The sequence below is a fragment of the Hyphomicrobium sp. B1 genome, from assembly GCF_049532635.1.
Lineage (GTDB): Bacteria > Pseudomonadota > Alphaproteobacteria > Rhizobiales > Hyphomicrobiaceae > Hyphomicrobium_B.
Map to the genome: position 1 here is coordinate 3,495,717 of NZ_CP134871.1, position 18,572 is coordinate 3,514,288.

An 18,572-nucleotide genomic window follows, 5' to 3' on the forward strand; every position below is an offset into this window, starting at 1 on the left:
ATGGTTCTCAAACCAACGCGCCGGACTGTGATTGCCACGGGCGCCGCTGCGATCGCCGCGCAGGCTTTGAACGCACCGGCGCTGTCGGAAAATTCTCCTGCCTACTGCGCGGGCGTCAATATCGCCGGCGGTGAATTCGGAAAGCTACCGGGAAAATATGGTACCGACTATTCGTATCCTTCGAAGGAGAGCTTCACCTATTTCGCCGCGCGGAATTTCAATCTCGTGCGCCTGCCTTTTCGGTGGGAACGCCTGCAGCCGGCACTCAACTCGGATTTAGATCGGCAAGAGTTGGAACGCCTGAAGGCGTCCGTCGACGCCGCGAGAGCTACCGGCCTCAAAGTTGTTCTCGACACTCATAATTATGCGCAGCGCCGCCTTAAGACCGACGACTGGAAGGAAGCACACGTCATCGGATCGGAAGCTGTGAGCGCCGCAGCTTTCGCCGACTTTTGCGGGCGGCTCGCTGCCGCGTTCAGAGATGACAACTCGATCATCTTTGGATTGATGAACGAGCCAACTGGAATTGTCGCGTATAATTGGCTGCCGATTGCCAATGTTGCGCTCGCTGCCATACGAGCGAGCCAAGCAAAGCAACTCGTCTTTGTTCCGGGCGTGAACTACACCGGAGCCCATTCTTGGTTTTCTTCTGGAAATGACCTGATGGCGGAGGTCGTCGATCCGGAAAGAAACTTCGTGCTTGAGGTCCATCAGTACCTTGATCAGGACTCCTCGGGAAAGACCGGGGATGTCGTGGGACCCGATGTGGGATCGGACCGATTGCACAAGTTCCAGACTTGGGCCCGCGCAAACGAAATTAGAGCATTTCTTGGAGAGTTTGGTGCCGGTCGTGACCCGAAATCGTTGGCCGCTTTGAAAAACATCTGTGTCACCATGCGCGACAACCGTGATGTTTGGATGGGTTGGGCCGCGTGGGCCGGCGGCGACTGGTGGCCCGACGACTATCCTTTGAATCTTTCACCAGCAAAGGACGGGTCTCCACGACCTCAGTTGGAAATTTTGTCAGCACAGGCAGCCCAATTCATTCACGGCGATCCGACGGAGCAGCGTCAGAACTGATGTCACTCACAATGTCATCGCCAGTGTTGCGTCTTAGCGTGTTTGCGATGCGCATATCCGGCATTGCGAGCAAGTTCCTTCTCGGCCTGTTCATCGCGAAACTCATGTCGCTGACCGATCTCGGTATATATGGTCTGCTTCAGGGGCAAGTCGCAATTTTGCCGATCGTTCTTCGCCTCGGTTTAAATCGCCAAGTGGCGCGCGAGTTGACCGACGTCAGCCACACCGAACAGTCGCTGCTCATTGCGGGATACTTTTCGCCGTACGTCATCTTGTACGCTCTTGCGCTCATGATGGCCGCGGCACTTGCGATGGCGGACGTGATCCCCTGGCTCGCTGTTATTGTTGTTGGCCTCGTGGCAGGCGAACACTTGGTTATGGACGGCTATGACTTTTTGATTCAGCTCCGGCGCCCATTTGCGGCAAATGTGGTGCTGAGCGTCCTTTCGACATCGTGGCCAATCGCATTCATAGTTGCTGCATACTTCGAGCCCGCCTGGCGCACGATATATGCGCTGTCGGCATTCTGGCTGGGCGGCAGCGTAGCCGCGACGATTCTGATCACAGTGTTTCTTCGATCCCATCTCTCGGCATTTCACCTTCCCTCTATTGAGCGGGTTCGCCGATCCATTCGCGCATCCGCACTTCTTTATGGAAATAGTCTGGCATCGACAGCCACAATCTATCTCGACCGCTATCTCGTTGGCGCGTTCCTGTCACTCGAACTTGCTGGCGTGTACTTCTTTTTCTGGCAAGTCGGAACGGCCATATATAATCTCGTGAATTCTGGGCTTATGTCATTTGCACGGCCTCACCTCGTGTCTGCTTTTCAGGCTGGAGACGATGATGCATTTCGAGATCTCGACATTCAGACCACGCGGAGCGCCCTTATGGAGGCGACGCTCCTCGGATTGGCTGCTGCATGCGTGGTCTGGTTCATCGTGCCTTATCTAGACCGCCCCCTTCTTATCAAATACCAAGCCTTGCTTTGGCTCTTGCTCGCCGCGACGCTCGCACGGATCATCGCCGAGATGGGGGCATTGCGTCTCTACTGCAGGAGCCGCGATCCGTTGCTCATGAAAAGCACTTTGCTTTCCGCCTTGCTCACTGCCGTGTTCCTGCCCACAGGCATCTGGACCGGCGGCGTTTACGGATGCGCCCTCGCGTTGGCACTGATGTACGTTTTGGTTGCTGTCTACCGCGCACACGATCCTTACCAAGTACGCACGCCATCCCCCCAGTCATAGGAGTTTAATATGCAGAATGGCCTGAGAACGACGCTTTCGCACCTAGCGTGGAAGCTCGCGCCGGTACACATGCACGATCGATATTTGGCTCATGATAAATTTGCTGAGAGAGAAGAGGACATCATCGGCGACATCGTCGATCCTAATCGTGGGAGCATAGATGTTGGCGCAAACCTTGGCCGCTATACGATCCTGCTTTCGAAACATACTGAGTTTGTCATCGCGTTCGAGCCGCATCCCGAAGTAGCGCGGCTATTGAAGGATCTTGTTCGCCGCAAGGGCATCGACAACGTCACAATTGTCGAGAAGGCCGCATCTTCGGCCGCCGATCAAACGCGCCCTTTCTTCCTTCCCACCGAAGGGACAGGGCACTCAACCCTCGAGCAAACTGCTCAAAACGGTTCAACAGACGTCACCGAAGTTACGACCGCCACGCTCGACCAACTGGCAGGCCATGATGTCGGCTTCGTAAAGATAGACGTCGAAGGCCATGAATACGACGTTCTTTGCGGTGCAAAGCAATTCATCGAGGCGAACTCACCCACGTTCCTAATCGAGATCGAGACGCTCGTCGCTCCTGGCCAAATTGCCCTCATCCGCGAGTTCTTCGAAGAGCGCAATTACGCTGGCTACTATATTTACAAAAATGCGCTTCATCCGATTGACACGTTCGAGGACCGGCTGCAGGACCGCAAAGCTCTCGACTGGTCACGTTCCCGGCGGGACATGGACTTCGTCAATAATTTCCTTTTCGCCCCAAGAGGACCAGCTTCTGAGCAATTGGCTGAACGCATCGCGACTGGGCTAACCAGGTGAATTAGTTGAAAGCTATCCTGCACTCTAATGTGGACACGGCTCGCCGGAGAGAAGGAATTATTTGATGAGCACCATTTATCCAGTGATCTTGTCGGGTGGTTCGGGGACGCGGCTTTGGCCGCTGTCGCGCTCGATGTATCCGAAGCAATTCATTCGCTTCTTTAATGGTCAGAACACGTCGTTTCTGGGTTCGGCATTGGCGCGCTTGCCGCAGAAGGCCGGCTTCGAGGCACCGATCCTGCTGTGCAATAACGATCATCGTTTTCTCGTGCGCGAGGAAGTCGACCGCGCCGGCATCGAGCCCAAGGCCATCATTCTTGAACCGATCGCGCGCAATACGGCGCCGGCGATTGCAGTTGCGGCGCTGATCGCGCTGCGTGACGATCCAAATGCGATCCTCGCCGTCATGCCGTCCGATCACGTCATCGGCGACGAAGCGCTCTTTGCAGAGAACATCCGGCGGGCCGCCGCCGTGGCCGAGACGGGTAAGCTCGTTCTCTTCGGCATCACGCCGACGGAGCCCCACACCGGCTACGGCTATATTAAGCGCGGCGCGGCGCTGTCAGGATTTGACGGCGACGCCTTCGAGGTTGCGAGCTTTGCCGAAAAGCCCGACCGCGCCACCGCCGAAGATTATCTGGCGGACGGCTCCTACTTCTGGAACAGCGGCATCTTCGCGCTCAATGCCAAGACGTTCCTCGCCGAGATCGAACGCTACGAACCGGGCATTCTGGACGCCGCGCGCGCAGCGCTCGCGGGCGCCGGCGAAGACCTCGGGTTCCTCCGGCTGGATAAAACGAGCTTTGCGGCGTCGCCGAACATCTCGATCGACTACGCGGTGATGGAGAAGACGAACAAGGCCGCGATCCTGCCGATGGATGTCGGCTGGAACGACGTCGGCTCATGGTCGTCGCTGTGGGATATCGCGCCGCGCGATGACAAGGGCAACTTCATCAAGGGCGAAGCCGTGCTGGAAGATACGTCCGGCTGCTATGTCCACTCCGAGAAGTCGATCGTGTCGACGATCGGGCTCAACGATCTCATCATCGTCAACACACCGGATGCGCTGCTCGTTGCCGACAAGACCCGCACGCAAGACGTTTCGAAAGTCGTGCAGCGCCTGAAGCTGTCGAACCGCAAGGAGCAGGAACAGCACCTGCGGAACTATCGGCCGTGGGGCTACTTCGAGACGCTGAACATCGGACCGCGCTTCCAGGTCAAGCTGTTGCACGTCAAGCCCGGCGGCAAGCTGTCGATGCAAATGCATCACCATCGCTCGGAGCATTGGATCGTGGTGCAAGGTACGGCGCAGGTTTCGATCGGCGACAAGGAACAGCTCGTTCGCGAAAACGAGAGCGTCTACATATTTGCGACGCAGTGGCACCGGCTGCAGAACCCCGGCAAGGTTCCCGTCGAGATCATCGAGGTGCAGATCGGGTCGTACCTCGGCGAGGACGACATTCAGCGCACCGACGACATCTACAATCGCCAGCCCGAAGAGACGAGATAAAGAGGGCGGCCACGGCGGCACGCGCAGCCTGAAAGAAGCAGACTGGCGGCTGCTTCCCAGGTCGGCCGGCTGCAACGGAGGGAACCGCAGCCGATCAGCCAGTTCATCTAATGAACACGGTCTCGTTCGGCTCTAGCCTGACAAGCCATCAGTAATCCCAGAAGAGCGGTACCCGTCGAAAGGCATCACCATCTACCGCCACCCGGCCAACGGACGGAAAGGGAAGATGAGTGGCCACCAGCATTGAGCCGGTCTCTGCCAGCTCTCGCAGAAGACGGATGCGGACGCGGGCTGCTTCCTCTGGGTCGTGCTCGAACCCGTTGTGCCAGTCTGGGTGCTCGAACCCAACCGCGAACATGGCGTCGCCAGCAAACATCAGCCGATCGCCGCCAGATGCCAAGCGAACCACGCTGTGTCCGGGAGTGTGGCCGCCAGTGCGATAAACAATTACTCCCGGCGCCACCTCTTGCTCCTCATCGAACCGCTGTAGCTGACCGCTATACTCTTGCACGAACCGTTGGGCAGCCACCCGAAGTGCGTCCGGAAAACCCGGGGGCATCGCGGTACGAGAGAAATCAGGTGACTCCCAGAACGCAATCTCGGCGGCAGCAACATGGATCCGCAGGTCTGGACGCAGTCGGTCCTTCACTCCGTCAACAAGCAGTCCCCCAACGTGGTCCATGTGCATGTGTGTCAGCACCACATCGGTCACGGTCGAAAGATCGATGCCGGCGGCTTCCAGTCGCTTGATCAGTTGCCCCGCGCGCGGCAGGTGCAAGTCCGGATCGGATCCTAGACCCGCGTCGATGAGGATCGTCCTTCCGCCACTGCGGACCACAACCGCGTTCAGCGCCCAGTCGAAAGCATCTGGCGGCAGAAACATTTCTTTCAGCCAGTCAGCCCTGTCTGCTGCCTCGACGTTGGGTCCCAACATTGCCGTCGGTAGCGGGAGCACCCCGTCGCTGATGACAAGTACATCAATGTCACCGACACGCACAGCATAACGCGAGGGAACAAGCTCTTCGGCAATCCGATTGTCGGATTGCAGTGGATTGTGCAGATTCATTTTAGTCTCCTGAAAGAAATGTGACGTCTTTCGTGAAATGTCGGGCGATGATGAAAGACAAAAGTTCTCCGTTCACGAGATGCGCGTGCGCCGTGTACATGCCGCGCGGTAATTTCTCGTAGATTTGATGCGCACTTCACTGGAGCAGTTTCGGCGAAGCGGAGCAGGATGACGGCACGTGCAGTCTTTCAATCGCGAGACCTTCAGCGCCGCGCGCTAGAGTTTGCTGATCGCCTGAGAGCCTTTGGCTCCTAAGACGCGTGTCGAACACTTCTCAGTCATGGCCCAGGCGGTGATTGAAAGGCCAAGGATTGCCGGCAGGGTCACCGCAGGAAAGTCCCTAGGAATGACAGAAGCTGAGCAGATGCCAACCGCAACCTCCCAGAAGTGAAAGAGTGCATGCCCGGCGAGCCAGAGTGACGGCGCGGCCCAAAAGACGATCCGGAGATCGGCTCGCGCAACGCCGAGAAGAAACGCGGCGCCGATGAAAACGAAGATCAGTCCGATGTCCCGCACGAAGTGCTGGTTGAAGGGCCCGGTTGTCGTAACGCCTGGCACGGCGAAATACCAATTCTCCGGCGCAACAAGCATGAAGATGCCGTTCGCTATCGCGACAACGCCGAGGGCGACGGCAATGGCAAGAGAAATGATTTTCGGCATATCGATTTGATTTCCATTCGTTGAACGAGACGGAGACGACAATGGAGCGACAACGTTCATGCTGCCCGCTGCGCCAACCAATCCGCAAAGCGGACCTGTCCGAGGATCGCGTTGTCGTCGGCCGTCAAGGATTTGTCGTTGAGCTCGGTTCCAAAATAACGGGCATGGACGTCGGCAATCACCCGCCGGCGATCGCCCGTCGCGGAGAGATAGAGACGGCCGATTTCATCGAGTGGGACCTTTTCTGGCCCTGCCACCTCGACGATACCGTTCGCCGGCTTTCCGACAGTAAGATCAGCCAGTGCCCGCGCCACGTCGTCCGAGGCGATGGGTTGCAGAAACGCCGGCGACAAATGAACGTCGTTACCCTTAGTCGCCGATTGGGCGATGGCAGCGACAAATTCGAAGAATTGCGTGGACCGCAATATCGTGAAGGGAATTTTGGAGGCCCTGATTAGCGCCTCCTGAGCAACTTTGGCGCGAAGATAACCGCTTTCAGGAAGGCGGTCAGCACCGACTACCGACAACGCCACGTGATGCTCAACCCCGGCCGCAGCCTCGGCGGCCAGAAGATTGCGTCCCGACGTTTCAAAGAATTCAAGAACAGCCCTGTCTTCGAACGACGGCGAATTGGCGACGTCGACGACAACTTGTGCGCCAGACAATGCCCCGGCAAGTCCCTCTCGCGTGATGGTATTAACGCCTGTGTTGGGCGATGCCGCGATGGTTTCGTGACCTTTTTCCTGAAGATGACGAATAAGTTTCGTCCCGATGAGCCCACCTCCGCCGATGACCACGATTTTCATAAAGGCTCTCCAATCAAGCGCAACGCATCCGTCGCTGTCTTTGCGGAGAATGCCGGAACGCGGTCACGACGACTTTGCCGGCACCTTGAAAAAGGCTTGAGTTTCTCTTGAAAATCCGTCCAAGCTCGACTTTGAAGGCAATGCGCCCATTTTCGCAGACCGTGCGTATCAGAGCGTGCGGGAGTTCGCGTTGTGCGGCTTGGATGGAACGCTTACGTGCATTTTCTTTTCAGAGATTGCGTGCTCGATCCGGAGCGGCGGGAATTGAAGCGGGCATCGCAAGCCATTGCCCTCGGCCCGCAAGTCTTCGATCTCCTGCTTTTTCTTCTCCGCAACCGTGATCGCGTCGTGAGCAAGGACGACTTGCTCGATACCGTCTGGGCCGGGCGAATTGTTTCGGAATCGACGCTCACCAGCCATATTAATGCCGTCCGCAGAGCAATCGGCGATACCGGAAGCGCTCAGCAGCTCGTGAAGACGATCCCGCGCAAGGGATTTCGCTTTATCGGCGATGTAAGGGAAGCCAATCCGCCGAACGGCTCTACAGCTCCTTCAGCGGATTTTCCGATCGGCTTTCCGCCCTCCGAACTTTCCAATCTCGGCAAACCTTCGATTGCCGTTTTGCCCTTTCAAAGTCTGTGCGGTGACCCCGAACAAGCGTATTTCGCAGACGGCGTCGTCGAAGAGATCATTACAGCCCTGTCGCGCGTGCGTTGGTTGTTCGTGATCGCTCGCAATTCAAGTTTCATTTATCGAGATTGCGCTTTCGATGTTAAGCAAATCGGGAGAGAACTCGGCGTTGGCTATGTACTTGAAGGCAGCATGCGTAAGGCGGCCGACCGCATTCGCATCACCGGCCAGCTCATAGATGCAACGACCGGATCACAACTCTGGGCAGAGCGTTTTGAAGGAACGCTCGACGATATATTCCAGCTTCAGGATCGTATCGCGGCCGGCGTCGCCGGAGCAATCGGCCCGCACGTCGAACTTGCTGAAATCGAACGCGCGAAACGCAAGCCGACGGCCAGCCTCAATGCCTACGATTTATATTTGCGCGGCCTTGCTCATGTGCATCGCGGAACGCGAGAATCAATTGAACTGGCCCTTCCGCTCTTCGGAAAAAGCATTGAACTCGACCCCGATTATGCGGTCGCGCACGCAATGGCAGGTTGGTGCTATTTTTGGCGCAAGATCAATGGTTGGTGTGCAGATCGCGATACGGAAATTGCAGAGGGAACACGATTAGCACATAGGGCTGTCGAATTGGGACGCGACGATGCTATCGCTATAACACGCGGCGCCCATGCCTTGGCCCATCTTGCAGGCGATCTGGACGCTGGGATTGCCCTCCTCGACCGCGCGGTATTTCTCAATCCCAATCTTGCCTCGGCTTGGTTTCTCGGCGGCTTCCTGAGAACCTGGCACGGTGAAAGCGAAAGCGCCATCGCGCACTTCGAGCGCGCAATGCGGCTCAGTCCATTGGATCCCGAACTCTATCGTATGCAGGCGGGAATCGGCATGGCGCATCTCTTTGCGGGACGTATAGAGGAAGCGTCTCGCTGGGCGGAGTTATCCTACAGAAACTTGCCGAGTTTTCTCATGGTGATCGGGCTCATCGCAGCAACACGAGCGCTTTCCGGACGGATCGGCGAAGCCCAACAGGCAATGGCTCAGCTTCGGGAGCTGGATCCATCGCTCCGCATTTCAAATTTGAAGGATTGGTTATCCATTCGCCGCCAGCAAGACGTCGATGTCTTCTCAGAGGGCCTACGCATTGCGGGGCTGCCAGAGGTCTAAATCTCATGGGCGCCTAGCATCCAATATTGGACAGTAAGATCGGCTCCTACAGTCGCGAAAGACCCAAGCGACTTTGCAACTCTGGTGCAGAAGCGATTGCGCCTATTACGGCTGGCGATGCTCGCAGCTCAGAAACCTGAACTGGAATTGAAAGGACGTCGGTCGTTGACTTTTTTCGCCATTCGGCAAATTCGGCGGACTAGACGGCTTAGACGGCAATCTCGTGATAGACATCGCGATCGCCAAACACGTTACGGTGCCTAGCTGTTTTCGCCGACGACCGCTCTAAGGCTCCCCCAGAACGAACTACGTGAGGCGCGCGACATCGACTTGCACCGCAGCTGGAAGCGTCAGAACAACGCCAAGGCCGCCCATACCTGATTTTTGCAACTTGATATTGCCGCCATAGAGTTCGGCCAAATCGCGGACGATAGAAAGTCCAAGTCCGGAACCTGCCTGACGGGAATCCCATCGTTCACCGATTTCGAAAACAACCTCAAATGCCTCGGGCGGAAGCCCTTTTCCATCATCTTCCACACACAAGCTATAGCTTTTGTCAGAAGGCCGCCCATGGCAAGAGATGCGAACATGCGAGTTGGCATGTTTGCACGCGTTATCGACGATATTCGCCAACATCTCGTTCAGGTCTTGTGAATCGCAGGCCACCAATAGCCCCTTCGAAACATCGTCTGATATCTCTATGCCGCTCTCCCGGTACAATCGGTCAAGGGCTCGAGAGACTTCTTCTGCAGCCTTGTGAACTTCAGCTACGGTCCCTGGCACCGAACGCAAAGCGACGGCGCGCGTGCGGGCGATCTGATAGTCAATCTGTGTTTGCATCTTGCGGCACTGAGCCAGAATTGTCGCCGACGATTGCGGCAGTCCTTGTTCATCAATGTGATAAGCCTCATCCACCATAACAGCGAGAGGCGTTTTTAATCCGTGCGCCAAGTTACCCGCTTGCGTCCGGGCTCTCTTAATCAACTCTGCCGTTGACACGAGTAACGCATTGAGGTCGTCCACCAGCGGACGAACTTCCGTGGGGTACGTTCCCTCAAGCCTTTTGGCAGCACCGGTTCGCACATTCGCAAGAGCCGTTCGCAATGCATCCAACGGCTTCAGTGCGTACAAGATCAGAAGCGCGGCGCCAAAGATCATCGAAAGTCCAAACACCGCAAGCGACCACGACAGGATGCCGCGAAATCGAGATACGACGTCATCGACGTGTCGCTGATCCGTCCCGACAATAAAGCGTATCGGACGAGCGCCGGGCGATATTGAGACAGCCCTTTCCGCGATGAGGACAGTCCCAGACGGCCCCGCGACTGCACTGGTCCGCATTCCAAGGTCTGTCACATCGTTAGGTGGAATTGAAAGCTGTTTGCCATTGAGAGAGGCAGACCTTGCGAGAACATCACCTGCCTTCGTGATTTCCCAATAGTAACCGGACATCGGGATATCGTAGCGAAGATCGCTTAGGCCACGCATGAGCTGTGGCGACCCGGTGAGTTTAAAGTCCGTCAAATGAACAAGTTCGTCGAGGTGCTCATAGATTTCCAAATAAACCTGATTGGTCACATGGCGTTTGAAGATCCCCGAGAGCACGAAGCCCGCCGCAATCATGGCGATGGCAATCCAAAGCGTCGCAGCAACGATCAGCCGGCGTTTCAAACTGGTCATACCGCTTCAATCCATCCGGTAGCCAAGTCCGCGCACTGTCGTAATGACGTTCGGACCAAGCTTCCGCCTCAAGCGGCTAACGTACACCTCAATGGTGTTCGACTCTCGAGTATCCTCCAGAGCATAGAGATGGTCGATGAGCTCGGCCTGCGATACGACGCGGCCGATGCGGTGCATGAAATAAGAGAGCATCTTGAGTTCGCTCGCCGTCAATTCGACAGCTTTACCATCGAGCAGAACGCGACTTGAAACCGTATCGAGCGAGAGGGCGCCATGGACTATGACCGGGCTTGCAATTCCCGAGGCCCGGCGGATCAACGCCTTGAGCCGTGCCGCGACCTCTGGGATGTGGAAGGGCTTCGTGATGTAATCATCCGCCCCTGCGTTAAGACCGTCGACTTTCTCTGCCCATGTCCCACGTGCCGTGAGAATCAAGATAGGCATCTTGCAATCGCTCGCACGCCAGCGCTTGAGAACGTCGAGACCCTGCATCTGCGGAAGGCCGAGATCGAGTATTGCCGCAGCATACTCATCTTCGATCCCCATAGCGTAGCCATCGCTGCCGTTGTCGGCGCGCTCGACGGTAAATCCCGATCGCCCAAGTCCTGTCACGAGGCGGTCGGCGATCTCGTCATCATCTTCGACTAGCAAAATGCGAATGGGCTTCTCCTGCACATTGCAGAAAAATTAGCACAGTCAGCCTGAAACGAACCTGAAAAAGTGTCGTCAGGTTTGCTGCAGGTTCAATTCAGCTTCTTTTCAGCTCGGCACCGCATGTCTCCGCGCACGGCATCGCCGTGAAAGGATTCATCGATGGACCGAAGAACAGTCCTCTCCCAAATATTTGCATTTATTGCACTTATATCGCCGGTAAGCGTCTACGCAAAGGACGTCCGAATTACCGAAGAGCAGATCCGAAATCTCAATATCCATGTCGAGCCTGCCCAGCCGGCGAGCAGGGAGACGATAGCGATTCTGCCAGGCACCGTCGTTCCTCCTCTGAATTCCCGTCTCGTTGCGGCAGCGCCATTCGCGGGTACGACTACACAGGTGCACGTGCTGCCGGGTCAGCGCGTGAAGAAGGGAGAGCCGATGATCACGGTTTCCAGTCGTGAGCTACTTGATGCCCAAAGTCAGCTCGCGCAATCTGAGGCCGAATTGCAAACAGCCGAAGCTATCGCACGTCGAAGGCGCGCGCTCGCCGACAAGAATTTCCAGAATCCGACGCTGGCGGATGAAGCCGAAGCACAAGTGGCGAAAGTACGCGCCGTCCTTGACCAGCATAGGCGCGCGACAGCGCTGAACGGAATAATCACTCGCGAGAACGGACAGTACACCATTCCTGCGCCAGCTGACGGTACAGTCGCCGAGACGCTCGTCATGCCCGGTGAAAAAGTCGAGGCGATGGCCGGTGTCGCGACCATCGATACAAGCGACGAGTTGTGGGTGCAGATCCAAGTGCCCGTGGACATCATCGCGCTCGTGAAGCCTGGCGATGTCGTACAGATAATCAACGGGCCAGAGGGCCGGGTCGTTTCCGTCGGAGGCTCTCTCGATCGCGCCACGCGTTCGGCTGTGATGTTCGCGGCGATTCCGGCCAACTCTCACCTCTTCGCCGGCCAGATTGTTTCGGTAGCCATTCAACGCTCAACCGTCTCGGGAGCCGTGAACGTTCCGGCTTCGGCTGTTGTCCGGATCGGTGAACAGGCAGCGGTTTTTGTCCGCAGCCAAGGCGGGTTCGCAGTCGTTCCTGTGCGATTGCGCGGCAAATCCTCGAGCATCGCCACGATCTCAGGTTCGATCACAAGCGACGCCCAGGTCGCGGCAAGCGGGCTGCCTCAGCTCGAACGTCTTTCGGCTGGGAACTAAAAGAATGCTTCGCCGTCTTATTGAGTTCTCTCTCACGCAAAGAGCCTTCACTTTGTTGGTGTTCGGCCTCGTCGCCGCGGCGGGAGGCTACGCGTTTCGAACGATCCCAATCGACGCTTTCCCGAACATCTCGCCGGTTCAGGTGAAGATGATTCTCAAAGCACCCGGCATGACGCCGGAAGAAGTCGAGACACGTGTCATCACGCCGATCGAGATGGAACTGCTGGGAATTCCAGGACAGGTCGTTTTGCGATCTGCCGCGAAATACGCCATCGCAGATATCACCCTCGACTTCGCGGACGGGACCGACATCTACTGGGCACGCCAGCAGGTCGCGGAACGCTTGGCGGGAATTCGCGGCGACTTGCCAACGGACGTCACAGGCGGCCTCGCACCGGTCTCAACCCCGCTCTCGGACGTCTTCATGTTCACCATCGAAGGTGGTGACCTATCGCTCGAAGAGCGGCGAAGCCTGCTCGATTGGACGATACGTCCGGCGCTTCGAACAATTCCCGGCGTTGCTGACGTCAATGCACTCGGCGGCCTAGTCCGAACGTTCGAAGTCATACCCAATCACGCAGCTTTGGCAGCTTCCGGTCTCGGCGTCTCGGATATCGCTCAGGCCATAGAAGCGAACAATCGCAACGATGGTGCGGGGAGATTGAGCGAAGGCGAGAAGGCGCTTGTCGTACGCGTCCAGGGAGCCATCCAAACCCCTAAAGATCTTGAGGCGATCATACTCAAACGCGTCGACAACCGTGTGTTGCGCCTCCGCGATGTCGCGAAAGTTGAGGTAGGCAGCCTGACACGTTACGGGGCCGTGACCGAAGATGGAAAAGGCGAAGCCGTTGAAGGCTTGGTTTTATCGCTGCGCGGCGCTGACGCCAGCGCCATTGTCAAGTCCGTCCGACAACGGCTCGCTGATCTCGGCTCCAGCCTTCCCAAAGGGGCGCGGATCAACGTCTTCTATGACCGCTCCGATCTGATTTCCAGCGCGGTTGGCACCGTCAGGAAAGCTCTAATCGAAGCTACAGTGCTTGTGGTTGTTCTGCTTGTTGCCTTCCTGGGCAGCTTCCGCGCGGCATTCGTCGTCGCAATCACCCTGCCGTTCGCGGCTCTTATGACTTTCGTCATGATGCAGCTGTTTGGCATGTCCGCAAATCTGATGAGCCTCGGCGGCTTGGCGATCGCCATCGGTTTAATCGTAGATGCGGCTGTCGTCGTTGTCGAAAACACAGTCGAGCATTTGCAGCACAACAGAGAACTAGCTAACGTTCCGAAGCTGCATACCGTCTACCGGGCGGCGAGCGAAGTTGCAGTGCCGGTTGCAGCTGGAATTCTGATTATCTGCCTCGTCTTCTTGCCGCTGCTGTCACTACAGGGACTCGAGGGCAAACTCTTCGGGCCAGTGGCGCTGACAATCATTTTCGCGCTGAGCAGCTCCCTCATCCTGTCATTGACCCTGATCCCGGTTCTTTGCTCGTTGGCACTGAAAGCTGGATCCCACCCCGAGCCGCCGCTCATGCGGCTTTTAAATCGAGGCTATCGCGCGTTGCTGGCTGCCTGCCTCGCCTTCCCGCTGCCGGTCTATCTGATCGCGGCGGCGGGCGTAGGTCTCATCGGAATTGCTTACAGCGCGATCGGAAAATCATTCATGCCGACCATGGATGAGGGAGCGGTGATCATGCAGATCACGAAGCATCCCTCCATCAATCTGAAGGCCAGTATTGAAGGCGACCTTCAGATCCAGCGCGTCCTCAAGGAGAAAGTCCCCGAGATCGAACGCATCGTCGCGCGTGTGGGATCGGACGAGCTGGGCCTCGACCCCATGGGGCTCAATGAGACCGATACCTTCATGGTCTTCAAGCCGAAGAGCGAGTGGCGGGTTCCCGACAAGTCTTGGCTGCTCGAACAGCTTCGCGAGGCGATGGCAAACGTACCGGGCTACGAGTTCGCGTTTACACAGCCGATCGAAATGCGGACCAATGAGATGCTGACGGGTGCACGCGGCGATCTCGCCATCAAGATTTTTGGTCCAGACCTGAAAACACTATCCGATCTTGCTGGTAAAATTCAGGAGACGTTGAGCAAGGTCCCCGGAGCCGCGGAAGTCTCTACGGTCGCTAACGATGCTGTTGACTATCTGAAAATCAATGTCGACCGGCTCCTAACGGGGAGTGCTGGGCTTTCGGCAACGAAGCTGCAAGACGAACTCCGCTCGACACTCGAGGGGACTTCCGCAGGGATCGTCGCGGAGCCCGGGCGTAGAACAAACATTATCATACGCGGCGAACGCGAGGTTCGCGATGCTCCCGAGATCTTCGCTGCAACGCAGCTCGCGACTGGCGACGGCGGCCTCATTCGTGTCGGCGATGTTGCAAAGCTTGAGCGCGTTGCTGGGCCGGTCAAAATCGATCGCGAAAACGCATCTCGGTTTGCCGTTGTTCAGGCTTATGTCACTGGCCGCGATCTCGTTGGGTTCGTTGATGATGCACAACGGGCGGTCGCTGCCCAGGTACAGTTGCCCCAAGGATATTATCTCGTCTGGGGCGGTCAGTTCGAAAATCAGCGGCGCGCCGCCGCCCGTCTGACGATCGTCGTTCCGATAGCCCTAGGGCTCATCTTCGGTGTTCTCTTCGCAACCCTGCGCTCGCTTCGCCAATCGCTCCTTATCCTTGCCAACGTGCCGTTTGCTCTCGTCGGCGGTGTCCTTGCACTCTGGGTTTCTGGTCAATACCTGTCCGTGCCCGCTTCGGTCGGCTTCATCGCCCTTCTCGGCATAGCCGTTCTGAATGGTTTGGTCCTCGTCACCCATTTCAATGAGTTGCTGGCAGCCGGCGCGAGCGTTGGCGAGGCCGTATATGAAGGCGCTCTTCGGCGGCTTAGGCCCGTGATGATGACAGCCAGTATTGCCGCATTTGGGCTCGTCCCACTGCTGTTTGCGAATGGTCCGGGCTCTGAGATCCAGAAGCCGCTCGCGATCGTCGTCATCGGCGGCCTCGCAACATCGACAGCGCTGACTCTCATTTTACTGCCGATCCTCTTTCGGCGTTTCGGAGCAGCCGGAACACGCTCCACCAATCTCACCGGACAGCTCACATGGACAAATCCCTTTGCAAACTCACGCTCGTCTGCCCGCCCGATGCCATCGACAACATCATCGAACTGATGCTTTCGCGCGATCCGCCCATGCCCGGCTTCACGACATGGGAAGCTGAGGGACATAGCTTTGGTTTCTCCGGCACGACAGTGAACGAGCGCGTGCGCGGCCGTGTCAAAAGACATCTCATAAGCGCTGTTCTCGAGCGTGCCGAGGCCGACGATATTCTGGAAGCCATCGCACAACGAATGCCCATTTTTCATATGCTCTTTTGGATTGAACCCGTTGAGCGCTTTGCCCGGCTCCAGCCGCTTGCATCAGCCAACGAGGCTATCCCTACGAAAGGGAGCAAGCGATGAGCGTCAGCTTTTTTACCGAAACCATCCTGACCCTTGTCGGGCCAGCCCTTTTCGTCGGCGGCGTCTGGGCTCTGGCGGTGTGGGCACTCAATCTACCGGACGCGCAAACACGCCGATTTCATCATCTCCTTTCTCCGCACCGCAGGATTTCGACACCCCCCTGTGATCGATCTTCCACGCCTGAATCCAAATGCAATGTTGCTAAACTAAAGGGACATTAAATATGCGCAGTATCCCTGCTCTACAGTTATTTGCGATAACCGCCTGTCTTTGCTTCGCCAATGGCAGCTTGGACATGGCAAAAGCTTCAATTGTCGAAACGCTGACGGAAAGGACAACTTCCGAAAAGTTCACTCGCCTTGCAGATGCTCGAAGCTATCGCCACTGCCACAACATCCACACGCGTGTTTACTGCCACAAGGGCGACAGGCTACCCGTGAATTGGCCCCCGCTTTCCGATACGCCGCGCCAAGACCGAATAGGTTCCTCAAATTCGGTCGAATTTCCCGCGGCCGTAAAGCAAAAGCCAGTGCTGAAATGAGTGAACCAGGCAGAACCACGTAGATCGATTGCGTGAATGAAAAACCGCGGCAGCATTGACAGTTGTCAAGCACCGCTTGCAGAAATGCTTTCATACTTTCGGCACCATGCGCACAATCAAATACACATTTTGGATCTTCCTCACGGCGCTGACGGCGTTGTGGATACTCGCCGAGCCCGCGGCATTCACAACGAAAGACTTCTTCGGCCTCCGCTCCCTGATGATGCAATACACGGGCGTTCTCGCCATCGGATGCATGAGCGTAGCCATGATGCTCTCGCTCCGTCCGCGATGGGTTGAGCCATGGCTCGGCGGTCTCGATAAAATGTACCGTCTCCACAAATGGCTCGGTATTGGCGCATTGGTTCTCGCCATATCACATTGGTTGTGGGCAAAGGGCCCCAAATGGGCCGTAGGCTTCGGACTTCTTGAACGGCCTCTCCGCGGGCCACGACCTCCGGCGGCCAACCAAATCGAACAGATTCTTTTAACACTTCGCCATAACGCCGAGGAACTCGGGGAATGGGCTTTCTATGCGGCAGTGATTCTCATCGCCATCGCCCTAATCCGCAGCATCCCTTACCGTTTCTTCTATCAGACTCATAAACTCCTTGCTCTCACATTTCTCGTGCTCGCGTTCCATTCCGCCGTACTTATCAAATTCTCTTACTGGTCTTCTCCAATCAGTATTGTCACGGCATTATTGATTGTTGGCGGTGTATGGTCAGCTGTCATCGTTCTTCTAAGGCGCATCGGGGTCGGGCGACAGGCGAAGGGCCGCATCACGTCTCTTGAGTATTATCCCGGAGTTCGGGTTCTTGAGACCGAGATCGATGTCCCTTCTGGGTGGGCAGGCCATAAACCAGGCCAATTCGCTTTCGTTGTATCGGATCCCTCTGAGGGCGCGCACCCATACACAATCGCGTCCCCATGGAATGATGCGAACCATCATATCAATTTTATCGTCAAAGAGCTTGGCGATCACACGCGACGGATCAAAGACAAGCTTGTCGTGGGGCAGGAGGTGAGAATTGAAGGTCCATATGGATGCTTTACTTTCGACGACACCTGCCCACACCAGATCTGGATCGGCGCAGGTATCGGCATCACACCTTTTATCGCGCGAATGAAATACCTCGCCAAATTGCGCGCCGATGGCCACGCGCCTTCACCTCAAAATATCGATCTCTTTCATCCCACTGCCGATTACGATGAGGTAGCGGAGCGCAAGCTGAGAGCGGATGCTGAGGCTGCCGGCGCGCGCCTGCATTTTCTCGTCGACGCGCGCCACGGACGTCTTAACGCCGACCGCATCCGTGCGGAAGTTCCCGGATGGGCGGCTGCGAGCATCTGGTTTTGTGGACCTGTCGGATTTGGAGAAGTCTTGCGCCGGGATTTTGCAGATCATCAATTCCCGATCGAGAAGCGGTTCCACCAAGAACTCTTTACGATGCGTTAGGCATCAAATTCCGGAAGAACAAACTAAACAGTTTCTTTCTCTCGATCAAAAGCACCAACGCTCTCATTGCATTTCGCTCAGGATTTAAAGCGTAACAAATGCTGTCACAAGAAATTTCAAAAGCTGCGAGGGAAATCGCGCAGGCGCTAAAGCGCATCGCCTTCACCAACCCAGCCTACGTCGTTCTTTCATCCGAAGATGGAGAGCATTTAGAGCAGCTTATAGGTAAAGCAGCCGGCTTCACTAATTTATATGGCGACCGGTATATCTATCGAGTTACCACGATCTCTGGCGTAGAATTTCGCTGGATTTCCAGACACGCAAAAATAATTAAGTCCTGACGAGTTGCAAGGAAAGAGCGCACGTTTGCAATTTCGACTGGGGATTTCGCCTTAGGAACGATCGTTATTATTACTTCCATGGTGCACACTGGCGATCGCGTACAAAATGGCCTGGGACGTCGGTGTCTGTGTATCAACGAACAACACCAATCCCGCTGTGGCGTGACCAAAGTGCAAAAGAAGCAACGACGGCGGTGATATTCTCACCGCCGTCGACCTAGCGGTCTTTGGTGTTTTCAGA

The 18,572-nt window shown here is 56.5% G+C and carries 15 protein-coding genes; 10 read left to right on the forward strand and 5 right to left on the reverse strand.

The features are described 5' to 3' along the window. From RLW55_RS16610 to RLW55_RS16625, 4 genes are all read left to right on the forward strand, one after another. A complete protein-coding gene (locus RLW55_RS16610) occupies positions 1-1,080 on the forward strand; it encodes a glycoside hydrolase family 5 protein (RefSeq protein ID WP_423414803.1) in 1,080 nt (359 codons plus the stop codon). After that, positions 1,080-2,327: a lipopolysaccharide biosynthesis protein gene (locus RLW55_RS16615; protein WP_423414804.1), complete on the forward strand. Its 1,248-nt coding sequence runs from the start codon at positions 1,080-1,082 to the stop codon at positions 2,325-2,327. The genes RLW55_RS16610 and RLW55_RS16615 overlap by 1 nt, the downstream gene beginning before the upstream one ends. Before the next feature lie 9 nt (positions 2,328-2,336). Further along, complete coding sequence (locus tag RLW55_RS16620) at positions 2,337-3,143, forward strand: FkbM family methyltransferase (RefSeq protein WP_423414805.1); 807 nt, start codon at positions 2,337-2,339, stop codon at positions 3,141-3,143. A 64-nt stretch (positions 3,144-3,207) separates the two neighbouring features. Then, a complete protein-coding gene (locus tag RLW55_RS16625; RefSeq protein WP_423414806.1) occupies positions 3,208-4,653 on the forward strand; it encodes a mannose-1-phosphate guanylyltransferase/mannose-6-phosphate isomerase in 1,446 nt (481 codons plus the stop codon). A gap of 148 nt (positions 4,654-4,801) precedes the next feature. Here the strand turns inward: RLW55_RS16625 and RLW55_RS16630 are convergent, their stop codons facing one another. The 3 genes from RLW55_RS16630 to RLW55_RS16640 all read right to left on the reverse strand — a co-directional run bounded on the left by RLW55_RS16630 (position 4,802) and on the right by RLW55_RS16640 (position 7,185). After that, entirely contained in the window at positions 4,802-5,719 is a 918-nt protein-coding gene (locus RLW55_RS16630) for an MBL fold metallo-hydrolase (RefSeq protein WP_423414807.1), read from the reverse strand. 216 nt (positions 5,720-5,935) lie between these two features. Beyond that, positions 5,936-6,379, reverse strand: a complete 444-nt coding sequence (locus RLW55_RS16635; RefSeq protein ID WP_423414808.1) for a hypothetical protein — start codon at positions 6,377-6,379, stop codon at positions 5,936-5,938. Positions 6,380-6,435: 56 nt separating this feature from the next. Beyond that, complete coding sequence (locus RLW55_RS16640) at positions 6,436-7,185, reverse strand: SDR family oxidoreductase (protein WP_423414809.1); 750 nt, start codon at positions 7,183-7,185, stop codon at positions 6,436-6,438. Positions 7,186-7,401: 216 nt separating this feature from the next. Here RLW55_RS16640 and RLW55_RS16645 point away from each other — a divergent pair, with 216 nt between their 5' ends. Continuing rightward, entirely contained in the window at positions 7,402-8,982 is a 1,581-nt protein-coding gene (locus tag RLW55_RS16645) for a winged helix-turn-helix domain-containing tetratricopeptide repeat protein (protein WP_423414810.1), read from the forward strand. Positions 8,983-9,288: 306 nt separating this feature from the next. On the opposite strand, the gene RLW55_RS16650 is transcribed toward RLW55_RS16645, so the two are convergent. Beyond that, positions 9,289-10,662 (reverse strand): ATP-binding protein, encoded by a 1,374-nt coding sequence (locus RLW55_RS16650; RefSeq protein WP_423414811.1) that lies wholly within the window; start codon positions 10,660-10,662, stop codon positions 9,289-9,291. Positions 10,663-10,668: 6 nt separating this feature from the next. Further along, complete coding sequence (locus RLW55_RS16655; RefSeq protein WP_423416427.1) at positions 10,669-11,322, reverse strand: response regulator transcription factor; 654 nt, start codon at positions 11,320-11,322, stop codon at positions 10,669-10,671. Positions 11,323-11,475: 153 nt separating this feature from the next. Between RLW55_RS16655 and RLW55_RS16660 the strand changes: the two genes are divergently transcribed. From RLW55_RS16660 to RLW55_RS16680, 5 genes are all read left to right on the forward strand, one after another. After that, the gene (locus RLW55_RS16660; RefSeq protein WP_423414812.1) at positions 11,476-12,531 is read left to right on the forward strand and encodes an efflux RND transporter periplasmic adaptor subunit; all 1,056 of its coding nucleotides are present in this window, start codon (positions 11,476-11,478) and stop codon (positions 12,529-12,531) included. 4 nt (positions 12,532-12,535) lie between these two features. Further along, complete coding sequence (locus RLW55_RS16665) at positions 12,536-15,700, forward strand: efflux RND transporter permease subunit (RefSeq protein WP_423414813.1); 3,165 nt, start codon at positions 12,536-12,538, stop codon at positions 15,698-15,700. After that, positions 15,700-15,990 carry a DUF3240 family protein gene (locus RLW55_RS16670; RefSeq protein WP_423414814.1) on the forward strand — a complete coding sequence of 97 codons (291 nt, stop codon included), beginning with the start codon at positions 15,700-15,702 and terminating at the stop codon, positions 15,988-15,990. Before RLW55_RS16665 ends, RLW55_RS16670 begins: the two co-directional genes overlap by 1 nt. A 647-nt stretch (positions 15,991-16,637) precedes the next feature. Continuing rightward, positions 16,638-17,990: a ferredoxin reductase family protein gene (locus RLW55_RS16675; RefSeq protein ID WP_423416428.1), complete on the forward strand. Its 1,353-nt coding sequence runs from the start codon at positions 16,638-16,640 to the stop codon at positions 17,988-17,990. Between the two features lie 98 nt (positions 17,991-18,088). Continuing rightward, positions 18,089-18,331 (forward strand): hypothetical protein, encoded by a 243-nt coding sequence (locus RLW55_RS16680; protein WP_423414815.1) that lies wholly within the window; start codon positions 18,089-18,091, stop codon positions 18,329-18,331. Positions 18,332-18,572: the final 241 nt, after the last annotated feature.

Excerpts from the sequence above, each read along its gene's own strand:
- RLW55_RS16680 (WP_423414815.1), top strand. The coding sequence starts at position 18,089 with ATGCTGTCACAAGAAATTTCAAAAGCTGCGAGGGAAATCGCGCAGGCG.
- RLW55_RS16635 (WP_423414808.1), bottom strand. The coding sequence starts at position 6,379 with ATGCCGAAAATCATTTCTCTTGCCATTGCCGTCGCCCTCGGCGTTGTC.
- RLW55_RS16670 (WP_423414814.1), top strand. The coding sequence starts at position 15,700 with ATGCTTTCGCGCGATCCGCCCATGCCCGGCTTCACGACATGGGAAGCT.
- RLW55_RS16630 (WP_423414807.1), bottom strand. The coding sequence starts at position 5,719 with ATGAATCTGCACAATCCACTGCAATCCGACAATCGGATTGCCGAAGAG.
- RLW55_RS16665 (WP_423414813.1), top strand. The coding sequence starts at position 12,536 with ATGCTTCGCCGTCTTATTGAGTTCTCTCTCACGCAAAGAGCCTTCACT.
- RLW55_RS16660 (WP_423414812.1), top strand. The coding sequence starts at position 11,476 with ATGGACCGAAGAACAGTCCTCTCCCAAATATTTGCATTTATTGCACTT.
- RLW55_RS16625 (WP_423414806.1), top strand. The coding sequence starts at position 3,208 with ATGAGCACCATTTATCCAGTGATCTTGTCGGGTGGTTCGGGGACGCGG.
- RLW55_RS16610 (WP_423414803.1), top strand. The coding sequence starts at position 1 with ATGGTTCTCAAACCAACGCGCCGGACTGTGATTGCCACGGGCGCCGCT.
- RLW55_RS16675 (WP_423416428.1), top strand. The coding sequence starts at position 16,638 with ATGCGCACAATCAAATACACATTTTGGATCTTCCTCACGGCGCTGACG.
- RLW55_RS16615 (WP_423414804.1), top strand. The coding sequence starts at position 1,080 with ATGTCACTCACAATGTCATCGCCAGTGTTGCGTCTTAGCGTGTTTGCG.
- RLW55_RS16650 (WP_423414811.1), bottom strand. The coding sequence starts at position 10,662 with ATGACCAGTTTGAAACGCCGGCTGATCGTTGCTGCGACGCTTTGGATT.
- RLW55_RS16640 (WP_423414809.1), bottom strand. The coding sequence starts at position 7,185 with ATGAAAATCGTGGTCATCGGCGGAGGTGGGCTCATCGGGACGAAACTT.
- RLW55_RS16620 (WP_423414805.1), top strand. The coding sequence starts at position 2,337 with ATGCAGAATGGCCTGAGAACGACGCTTTCGCACCTAGCGTGGAAGCTC.